The sequence below is a fragment of the Serratia sp. T13T92 genome (assembly GCF_047530105.1).
Lineage (GTDB): Bacteria > Pseudomonadota > Gammaproteobacteria > Enterobacterales > Enterobacteriaceae > Chania > Chania fonticola.
Genome location: NZ_JBLJAK010000078.1, coordinates 1 through 9,128 on the forward strand (window position 1 = coordinate 1; position 9,128 = coordinate 9,128).

General features: G+C 53.7%; 12 protein-coding genes and 1 pseudogene. 12 read left to right on the forward strand and 1 reads right to left on the reverse strand.

From position 1 onward, the window contains the following. The 12 genes and pseudogenes from ACMV5I_RS28535 to ACMV5I_RS28590 form a co-directional block, all read left to right on the forward strand. Positions 1–324, forward strand: a 324-nt coding sequence (locus tag ACMV5I_RS28535) for a transposase (RefSeq protein ID WP_414825861.1), incomplete at its 5' end; no start/stop codon positions are given. After that, a complete protein-coding gene (gene tnpB / locus ACMV5I_RS28540) occupies positions 321–668 on the forward strand; it encodes an IS66 family insertion sequence element accessory protein TnpB (RefSeq protein WP_414825862.1) in 348 nt (115 codons plus the stop codon). The genes ACMV5I_RS28535 and tnpB, both read left to right, overlap by 4 nt. A 19-nt stretch (positions 669–687) precedes the next feature. Further along, on the forward strand, positions 688–2,238 hold the full coding sequence (tnpC, locus tag ACMV5I_RS28545; protein ID WP_414825863.1) for an IS66 family transposase: 1,551 nt from the start codon (positions 688–690) through the stop codon (positions 2,236–2,238). A 73-nt stretch (positions 2,239–2,311) separates the two neighbouring features. Further along, a pseudogene (locus tag ACMV5I_RS28550) lies at positions 2,312–2,701 on the forward strand (hypothetical protein); the annotation flags it as partial. 266 nt (positions 2,702–2,967) lie between these two features. Next, positions 2,968–3,204, forward strand: a complete 237-nt coding sequence (locus ACMV5I_RS28555) for a hypothetical protein (protein ID WP_414825864.1) — start codon at positions 2,968–2,970, stop codon at positions 3,202–3,204. An 872-nt stretch (positions 3,205–4,076) separates the two neighbouring features. Continuing rightward, the gene (locus ACMV5I_RS28560) at positions 4,077–4,631 is read left to right on the forward strand and encodes a single-stranded DNA-binding protein (RefSeq protein ID WP_414825865.1); all 555 of its coding nucleotides are present in this window, start codon (positions 4,077–4,079) and stop codon (positions 4,629–4,631) included. Between the two features lie 54 nt (positions 4,632–4,685). Beyond that, the gene (locus tag ACMV5I_RS28565) at positions 4,686–4,922 is read left to right on the forward strand and encodes a DUF905 domain-containing protein (protein WP_414825866.1); all 237 of its coding nucleotides are present in this window, start codon (positions 4,686–4,688) and stop codon (positions 4,920–4,922) included. Positions 4,923–5,027: 105 nt separating this feature from the next. Beyond that, the gene (locus ACMV5I_RS28570; protein WP_414825867.1) at positions 5,028–7,013 is read left to right on the forward strand and encodes a ParB/RepB/Spo0J family partition protein; all 1,986 of its coding nucleotides are present in this window, start codon (positions 5,028–5,030) and stop codon (positions 7,011–7,013) included. Positions 7,014–7,051: 38 nt separating this feature from the next. Beyond that, a complete protein-coding gene (gene psiB, locus ACMV5I_RS28575) occupies positions 7,052–7,498 on the forward strand; it encodes a conjugation system SOS inhibitor PsiB (RefSeq protein WP_414825868.1) in 447 nt (148 codons plus the stop codon). Between the two features lie 137 nt (positions 7,499–7,635). Then, on the forward strand, positions 7,636–8,217 hold the full coding sequence (locus ACMV5I_RS28580) for a plasmid SOS inhibition protein A (RefSeq protein ID WP_414825869.1): 582 nt from the start codon (positions 7,636–7,638) through the stop codon (positions 8,215–8,217). After that, positions 8,214–8,534, forward strand: coding sequence for a theronine dehydrogenase (locus ACMV5I_RS28585; RefSeq protein WP_414825870.1), 321 nt, complete (start codon positions 8,214–8,216; stop codon positions 8,532–8,534). Before ACMV5I_RS28580 ends, ACMV5I_RS28585 begins: the two co-directional genes overlap by 4 nt. A gap of 50 nt (positions 8,535–8,584) precedes the next feature. Beyond that, on the forward strand, positions 8,585–8,842 hold the full coding sequence (locus ACMV5I_RS28590; protein ID WP_414825871.1) for a hypothetical protein: 258 nt from the start codon (positions 8,585–8,587) through the stop codon (positions 8,840–8,842). A 48-nt stretch (positions 8,843–8,890) separates the two neighbouring features. On the opposite strand, the gene ACMV5I_RS28595 is transcribed toward ACMV5I_RS28590, so the two are convergent. Beyond that, positions 8,891–9,128: hypothetical protein (locus ACMV5I_RS28595; protein ID WP_414825872.1), on the reverse strand; the 238-nt coding region annotated here is incomplete at its 5' end.

The window sequence follows — 9,128 nt, forward strand, 5'->3', positions numbered from 1 at the left end:
TCCATGCAACCCGGCATAAATGTGGCACGACTCGCACGTGAGCATGGGCTCAATGACAATCTGCTTTTTAACTGGCGGCGCCGGTATCTGAAGGAACAGGATAAAAACAGCCCCGAAGCCCATGTCACGCTAATGCCTGTAGAAGTGGCAGACTCTCGGCACGACGTTATCGACTTCACTCCCAGCCTACCCACATTAACCGTGCCGGATAATGCACTGTGTTGTGAAATAGTATTACCAGGAGGAACCTTAAAGCTCAGCGGAGCAGTCACCCCGGCCTTGCTGCGGATGCTGTTCGGCGAACTGAAAGGAGAAGCACGATGATCTCCTTACCTACAGGAACAAAAATCTGGCTGGTTGCAGGTACAACGGATATGCGCTGCGGCTTCCATGGCTTGGCATCGAAGGTTCAGAACACATTAAAGGCCGATCCGTTCAGCGGGCATCTCTTCGTCTTCCGGGGGCGTAGTGGCGTGATGCTCAAGATGCTGTGGGCAGATCGGGATGGCTTGTGTCTGCTGAGCAAGCGCCTGGAGCGTGGGCGCTTTGTCTGGCCGGTGGTACGTGATGGTAAAATCCATCTCACCCCCGCTCAACTCGCCATGCTGCTTGAAGCCATGGACTGGCGACATCCTAAACGCACTGAACATTCTAGGCTTCGGATATAACCTGTTGTAAAGTGGGTGTATGAACGATGAGCTGCCCGATGATATTACTCAACTGAAAGCCCTGCTGCGCGAGCAGCGGGCGATCAACCGCAATCTGTCTAGCCTGGTAACCAGCTATCGGCGCGAAATCGACAAGTTGAAAGCGCACATCGATAAGCTGCAACGGATGGTGTTCGGCAGCAGCAGTGAGAGAAACCGCGACAAAGCCACCAAACTCCTCAGAAAAGCCGAGAAACGCCTCGAAACCCTGCTGGCAGAAATGGATGCCGTGCAAGGACCAGACCCCGACCCTGCTGTTCCCCGTGCACTGCAACAGTCTTCCCACCGCAAGCCTCTGCCTTCTCATCTGCCACGGGAAACCCGGCACATCGAACCAGAAGAAACCTGCTGTCCGGACTGTGGTGGCGCGTTTAAACCGTTGGGGGAGAGTGTATCCGAACAACTGGAGTTCATCAGCAGCGCCTTCCAGGTTCTCGAAACGAAACGGACAAAACTTGCGTGTGGCAAGTGCGATCGCATCGTTCAGGCCCCTATGCCCTCCAAGCCGATCGAGCGCAGTTATGCGGGGCCGGGGTTACTGGCACAGATACTGACGGCAAAATACTGTGATCATCAACCACTGAACCGGCAGTCAGTGATCTATGGGCGGCAAGGTGTAGAACTAAGCCGGAGTACAATGGAACGCTGGGTGGATGCGATGGCCGACAAACTCAGGCCGTTGTATGAGGAACTCAACCGCTATGTGCTTGAGCCTGGAAAAGTGAATACGGATGATACGACCGTAAGTCTGCTGGCACCGGGCAACGGAAAATGCCAGACCAGTCGGCTGTGGGTCTACGTAAGAGATGATCGTCGCGCGGGTTCGGTGATGCCCCCGGCGGCGTGGTTCGCCTGGTCAGCAGATAGAAAAGGTATCCACCCGCAGGAGCACCTGTCAGGGTATAACGGCGTGCTGCAGGCGGATGCGTTCAGTGGTTACGATCAACTCTATAAAAGCGGACGAGTAACCGAAGCTGGATGCATGGCGCATGCCCGACGGAAGTTCTATGACGTCCATGTCAGGACCCCAACGGCAGAAACAACTGAGGCCTTGAGGCGGTTCGCTGAGTTATACGCCATCGAAGCCGAAATAAGGGGTAGTCCGGCAGAAGAACGGCTGGCTGTACGGCAGGAAAGAAGCCTTCCATTAATGGAGTCGCTGAACGAATGGAGACAACAACAGAATGAAACCCTGTCGAGTATCTCCGGGTTGAAGGGGGCGTTCAACTATCTGAGTAATCAGTGGGATGTGCTGAATACGTTCTGCCACAATGGCTGGGTGGAACTGGACAATAATATCGCCGAGAACGCGCTACGCCTGGTGGCGCTGGGGCGCAAGAACTACCTCTTCGTAGGTTCTGCCAGTGGCGGTGAGAATGCCGCGCTGATGTACTCGTTAATCGTGACCTGCAAACTCAACGGCGTAGATCCGCAAGAGTGGTTACGGTATGTGATCAGCGAGATAGCCGACTGGCCGTCGAATCGCGTACGAGATCTGATGCCATGGAAAGCGGAACTTCCGCGAAACTAAATCCCTGCCTTAATCATAAATAGTGTCCGATATCACTGGTTGGACGGGCTGCCCCTGTACGACGTTCTAAATGGGACGGTTACTACCCATCCTCAAGATCAACAAAAGAAACGGGGAAGTCACCTCAATAGAAACACCGTGGTACGAATGCCTAGGTTACAAGGGAACGATGAAACTTACCGTTGATCGCATCACCGATTATAAAGCCCCCACAGAGGAAGAGGCACAAGCCGCCAGTCAGCCAGTAAAACGCCCGCCGATCGTGAATGTTCCCGACGAGGGATGTGTGACGATGACAAAAGCCGAATGGGCCGCGAAACACCGTGATTACAAGGGCGTTCGGGCCGTTGAGGCCACCGACACCCACGGAGCCTATCGCTACCGCCGAGTGATGACGCAAGGTTGCACGCTGTCATCTGTGTATATCAGCGACATGAAAACCGTTGAAATCCCGAACAAATAAAAATAGCTCCCCGGATCAACTCCGGGGAGCCATAGAGGGCATAAGATGCATTCGGCACTTAAGCAGCGTATCGAGATGATGCGAGGAAAAGTTGAACGTAGCGCCTCGGTGGTTGCAGGCTGAAATTGTCGCGCTGTCACAGGCGGGTAGGAATGTCACTAAGTGATCGCGCTGGCAAGCCTGTGACCTAAAGGCAAATTGTATTAAACATCATGCTAACGTCACAATATTAACAACACACATTATAAAACTCACTGAGGTGAACAATGATTATTGCCCGTCCTTTATCATCGCAGGAACCTGATTTATTGCGTGGCCGCGAAAAAGAAACATTGGTCATTACTGGTTTGTCCGGCGAACCATTGCAGACGTTTCCCGCACCTGTCGAAAATTGGACACATGATAACCTCGAGGCCTTGGAAATGGAGGTGTTACAATCGGCGTTTCCTGAAGGATGGGAAGCACATCTTGCCGGGGAGTGGATCGGCAGCTCCGAAGTGTGAGCAAAACTTAATAAGCTGTATTGGCTCGGCCCGGTGCTCATTATGGGCGCCGGCGGGGAAAGGTCAGCGGCAAAAAAGCCAGAGAGAGGACAGCGCCTGCGGCGCTGTTCTTCCCTATGCCGCTCCTGGTGAGCTTCCTTCTCTTCTATCCTTCTGATGTCTTCTCTCTCCTCTTTGTCTTCTTCCTGCTTCTGTCCGTTCTTTTCCTTCTTATCCTTATATTCCCTCGGTTGCTTCTGCCCTGCAGCTGATGGGCAAGAATTAACTGCAGTTTGGATACCTTCGGCTTCCAGGCGTTGCCTGGTCGTCACCCCTACTCAGCTAGCCCGGCCAAAAAACGCCGGACAAGCTTCGCCGAACCCCGCTTGATGCGGGTTTCGGGCCTGACGGCTTGGGTCTGATATCTGACGGCCAGGTCAACCCCTGCAGCTGGCCAAGGCCAGCGCGTTCACTGCTCTGCGATGTGGCCGCAGAGCGCTAAGGAGCAACGCCGTTTCGCGCCCGCGCGTTTCGTCGTTGCGACGGGTTCCTGCTCGTTTCATTACCTGGATATCTTCACCCATTTGAGTTCTTTCGCCGGGGCTGAGACAAGCACAACCCGTCTTGCTGTCTAGGGGCCGGCCATGCCTTTCGCAATAAATTTTTTCCGGCCATTTCATTAGACCGAAAAAAATTTCCCGCTCCCCCCCAGACATCTTCACCGGGCCGTGCTCGTTTACGCCCTCGCGGCGAACGACTCTCAAACGGGTGAAGGTAATACCCAGCGGGAAAGTCCAGCAGGTCCCCGCAATAACATCAAAACCGCGGCCCCGACAACTCAACGGGTGATGGTTTTCAAAAGCGAAAGCTCAACGGAAATAAGGAGATTCATCATGGCAGAACGTGGCGTAAACAAAGTGATTTTGGTCGGCAATCTGGGTCAGGCTCCCGAAATTCGTTATATGCCCAATGGGGGCGCGGTAGCCAATCTGACGTTGGCAACTTCCGAAACATGGCGCGACAAGGCAACGGGCGAACAAAAAGAAAAAACCGAATGGCATCGCGTCGTCTTGTTCGGAAAGCTGGCCGAAGTGGCCGGGGAATACCTGAGCAAAGGCTCAAAGGTCTATATCGAGGGGCAACTGCAAACCCGCAAATGGCAGGACGAACAGGGTGGCGATCGTTACACCACCGAAATCGTGGTGAAGGTCAATGGCACCATGCAAATGCTGGGCGGCGGCGAGCGCCAGACCAGCGGCAATGCACCTCAACCTCCGGCTGCCGCGCAGCCAGCAGCCAGCAGCGCACCGGCCAAGGGCAAGCGTACTGGTAAAGGGAAAGGTACGCCAAAGGGAGCAGATGCCGCGCAAGCACCATCAGCGCCACTATCGCAGCCGCAAGGTGGTCAATACCCGCCGATGGATTTTGAAGACGATATCCCGTTCTAGGATGACCTTTTAGCCCTGTGCAAGCAGGGCATCACTAACAGGAGTTTATAGCCAATGACTGACCAGACCGATCAACACGTGCTGTTACCGGAAGGCACGTTTACGCATGAAGAGGCCTGCGCTGTAACAGCTGCCTACAGCAATATCGCCATCGAGGACGATCAGGGGACGCATTTCCGGCTCGTTGTCAGGAGAGACGGCGAGTTGGTCAAGCGTTATTGGAATTTTGAACCCGATGCCGGTTATTGGCTGAATCGCGGTATCACGGATTACGGTGTGAAAAAGCAGTAAGCAAAAGGGTGCCGGACGTGAGCCGTCCGGCAGACAGTAGTCAATACATAAGGAGTCTCAACTATGTCAGTTACCGAGTCTAAAGCATCTACCAAAGAAAAATCAATGACTAAAGCTAAAACGCCGAAGGTCAAAACCGCCGTTGCGCAGTTTGTTGAAACCGCGCTTGTCGATGCACTGGTTGAAATTGTCACGCTCAAGCAACTGGTGAAAACCCCGCTCAATGCCCGCAAAACGCCGGTACCGGAGAAAGAGGTGCGGGAACTGGCGGCCAGTATTGAGGCCGCTGGATTGTTGCAAAATCTGATCGTGTTTCCCATGGATAATGGCCTGTTCGGTGTCGCGGGGGGCGAAACGCGTCGTCTGGCGCTCAATATCTTGATGGAAGAAAGTCGATCAGCTGCCGGTGTGCCCGTTACGTCCGAATTTCCTGTTCCGGTCAAGGTGGTCGATGAAGACAAGGCCCGGGCAATTTCGTATGCCGAGAATGGGCAACGTTCCAATCTGTCCCCCGCAGACCAGTTGGCCAACTTCCGTGAGTTGGCTGAAGAAGGTAAACCCGTTGAGCAGATCGCGGCCATTCTTGGCTACCGCACGGCGCATGTTAAAAAGTGCCTGAAATTGACGACCGTAGCACCACAGCTACTCGAATTGCTGAAAACCGATGACATCACCCTCGATCAGTTGGGGGCGTTGAGTTCGACCGACGATCATCAGCGCCAGATCCAAACGTGGGATAACAGCAAGCATTATGAGTACAAGCGCACGGTGAAAGCGCTGCGAGAAAGCGTGTTGAATGACGAAGTATCGGCGGCTGAAAGTACGATGGTCGATTTTGTCGGGTTGGATGCCTACCAAGCCGCAGGCGGCGAAATCCGCGACGATCTGTTTGCCGAAAGCGTCATTTTGACTAACGCGCAACAGCTCGAAGCGATGGCGGTAGCCAAACTGCAAGAAGCCGCTGATCTCATGGCAAAGGAGGAAGGCTGGTTGTGGTCGCTGGGGCGTAGCAAGGTCGTTCAAAGCTGGGGCGGAGATGAAAAGCTGTTCGAGATCCTCGACGTGCCGACAAAGTTAACCAGCGAGCAGAAGGCAGAGGCAAAGCAGCTGACTGACGAGAAAAAACAACTCGAAGAACAGCTCGACGGCGCTGATGCGGATGACGAATGGGAACATGCTCCACGCGTTGAGCAAATCACGGCGCGGCTTGCCGAGATCAATAATAACGCCGAAATCAATAAATGGTCGGCGAAGGTGCGGGCGAAGGCCGGGATCGTCGCCTACCTGAAAGACGGGAAAATTAGGTTCCAGCGCGGCCTGATGAAGATGGAAGACGTTAAGCAGGCTGAAAAGGTCGAGCGCGAGAAAATCAAAAAGGAAACACCGCCGTCGGAAATGGGGTTGTCTTCTGTATTGGTGACCAGTCTCTCGTCTGAAAGAACGTTGGCCGTCATGGCCGCTCTGGTCCAAAACCCGGCAGTCGCACTGGCGCTGCATACCCACACCATGGCGACAAAAGTGTTCGGTACCGGTTATACCACCACGGTGCTCGATACCCGTCTGGAAATCCAGCGTAGCACCCTGCTGAATAACGCACCTACAGCAGCTGAGGGCGCAGCGGAGCATGAGTTAAGCAAGCTGTATGCGCAGTGGAAAGCGAAATTACCGGAAGGATGGAAAGATGATTTTTCATGGCTGCTGGCATGGGAAGCGGCAGAAATTTTGGCCCTGCTGGCATTCTGTGTTGGCCTCTCGCTGAATGGTGTGCAGAGCTTTGCCTCAAAAGAGGGGAAGGTAGGCGACAAACTGACCACGGTTGAAAATGCGTTGGAATTCGACCTGTGTGATTGGTGGAAGCCGACTAAAGAGAATTACTTCGGGCGTATCAGCAAAGAGCAGATCAGTGACGCGTTGCTTGATGCGGGAAAATCCGCGCAGGCCGCATCAGCACTGAAGATGAAGAAAGGTGACGCCGCGCAGTTAGCGGAAGATGAATTGGCAACGCTTCGTTGGCTACCTAATTGCTTCCGACCGGCAGCGGAAGATAAAAGCACCGCTGACACCGCATCTGATAACCCAATTGCTGAATAACAACCGGAGGTGCCGCCCTTCGGGGCGGCAATATCGACATGACAAAAGAAGAAAAATTCACGTTAGCCAAGCTGCAAGCCTTCACCACCACCGATTTTGAGCAGTATCGCGAGCGGGGTGATGAGGCTCGTTTGCGGTTGTCCAATGCGGTGATCTCAGCGTTATCCCTGCCTGAGTGTTGGCAAGTGGATTGCGAACTGCGGCATGAATGGGGCGGTTTGCATCCGGTAAATCTGCGCTTGTCACATCAAGCTGCTCCTCGAGTGCTGATCGAGATTTGCAGCCCTTGCCATGAATCCCCCTACTGGTACGGACGGCTATGGTTCGATGGCGGGGAGGCCGTAGCATGGTTCTACAGTGCTGAAGGCTTCGACCCGGTGGCGGTCAAAGATAAGATGGCACGGCTGGAGGAATATATTCGAGCCGGTTATAGCGGAGCAAATGCACTGGCCGTTGCTCTGCGTATGGGAGGGCATGCCGTATGATCCCGAACCATTTGGCACTTGTTCCCATCAGTCCCTTTCAACTGGCAGCAATACAGGCGATAGCCTGTGTGGAGGCCAAGCAGGATGCAGGCCGGAGTTTACCGACTCATCCTTAAGCGAAAGCCCTGTTCCGTGCCTTGAATGATGGACGGGCAAAGATTACAGCGGCAGATATCCAGTGCGTTGATGCGAGTTACGATCCGAAAGAGCGATTTGGTTCGACAAAACAACGCTATATCGAGGCGATTGATACACTGATCGAAACGCGTGGAGAACGCTGTCCGTTGCCCCTGTCGAGTAGCTTGATTGAAACCTTTTTCCCCGAAACGCGTTTGCGGCACCAAGAACGTCATCATCGCCGATGGGATTTGAAGTCTGATCGTAAACGTCGCCAGCAAAACAAGGAACGGTTGCAAAAACGTCGACGTTACCAGGTAAATGTAGCCCAAGCCGAAATAGAACTGGCGTTTTCAACACCCAGTGAGCTTGCAGCATGGTACAAGCGGCAAGACAGGCATGGGATTTATGACGATGATCTGATTGGAATGGTGCAGGCATGGAGTCTGCGGTTTACCAGCATGCAACGTGAGCCGTTCTCCATGGGGCAGCCGTTATGGTCTATCGTCAAAAGCATGCGTAGTGAACTGGAAAGCCGAACAGAGATAGAACAGTGGCTGGACGAGCTGATGTTGCCTAATAAACTGGAGGACCAGCGGTGAATGAGTGGCGCTATTCCCTGCGATGGCGGTATCCGCATCGGCCTTGTCCCGGTGAAGAAATATTGGTGTTTGAAGATGTCCCTGCCGGTGCGCGTGCGCCAGCCAGTGTGATGGCGTTGTTTGTGCCGGGCGGTGATTATGCCGTGTCGCTGGATTTTTTGGATGTGCGCCCGATCCGCCGCTGGAGTCCAGAACGCAAGGCACAGGCACGCCAGCGCAATCTCGAGCGAAGAGTAGCCAAAGCCGCGCCGTTGTTTGCTGATGAGCTGATAGCGCGCGAGCTGGAAAACCGGCCTGATTACTTCAAGGGAAAATGAATACTATACTGAATACAATGCTATTTTCAGTCGCCAAGAGGGAGGTGGGTATGTGGAAATACCTAAGACGTAAGATCGCGAACAATCCCAGAGTCAAAAAAATGTCGCCAGCACAGCGAAAAAGCGTTGGCGGGAAGTTCATTATCTATAGCACCCTGCTGTTGCTTATCCCCTTCACCGGCATGCTGTTGTCATACAGTAGCGCACTGGTGCATATCACCTTTCAAGTGATCTGGGCCGTTTCCATGATCGTTGGTTGCGTGATTGCCTTTGAATCTGAGCCTGAGTCGGGTACCAGGGCAAAATGACGTTGGCCAGGGCGGGAAGGTCAAGAACAGACGGCACCTGCGGTGCCGTTATTTCCCGTACTTTCCTGCCTCATTTGTTTCATCTCCTGGTGAACTGTTATACCGTAATTGCGGTTTAGACCTCTCTTCTTCCTGAACAACCCTCTTTACCTTGTCTTTCGTAAGCGTCGTTAAATCCCCACAGTGTTCGGTCGTGGGGTTTAAGGTAGGGTGATTTTCCAGGGCAGCAGCGTGTCCCAGTCGATGGCATCGTCCGGCGATTTCAGCGCCGTCAGCAACGCATGCA

What these genes read in the sequence shown, in the direction of transcription:
- tnpC (WP_414825863.1), top strand. Translation starts at nt 688, where the DNA reads ATGAACGATGAGCTGCCCGATGATATTACTCAACTGAAAGCCCTGCTG.
- ACMV5I_RS28555 (WP_414825864.1), top strand. Translation starts at nt 2,968, where the DNA reads ATGATTATTGCCCGTCCTTTATCATCGCAGGAACCTGATTTATTGCGT.
- tnpB (WP_414825862.1), top strand. Translation starts at nt 321, where the DNA reads ATGATCTCCTTACCTACAGGAACAAAAATCTGGCTGGTTGCAGGTACA.
- ACMV5I_RS28590 (WP_414825871.1), top strand. Translation starts at nt 8,585, where the DNA reads ATGTGGAAATACCTAAGACGTAAGATCGCGAACAATCCCAGAGTCAAA.
- ACMV5I_RS28560 (WP_414825865.1), top strand. Translation starts at nt 4,077, where the DNA reads ATGGCAGAACGTGGCGTAAACAAAGTGATTTTGGTCGGCAATCTGGGT.
- ACMV5I_RS28565 (WP_414825866.1), top strand. Translation starts at nt 4,686, where the DNA reads ATGACTGACCAGACCGATCAACACGTGCTGTTACCGGAAGGCACGTTT.
- psiB (WP_414825868.1), top strand. Translation starts at nt 7,052, where the DNA reads ATGACAAAAGAAGAAAAATTCACGTTAGCCAAGCTGCAAGCCTTCACC.
- ACMV5I_RS28570 (WP_414825867.1), top strand. Translation starts at nt 5,028, where the DNA reads ATGACTAAAGCTAAAACGCCGAAGGTCAAAACCGCCGTTGCGCAGTTT.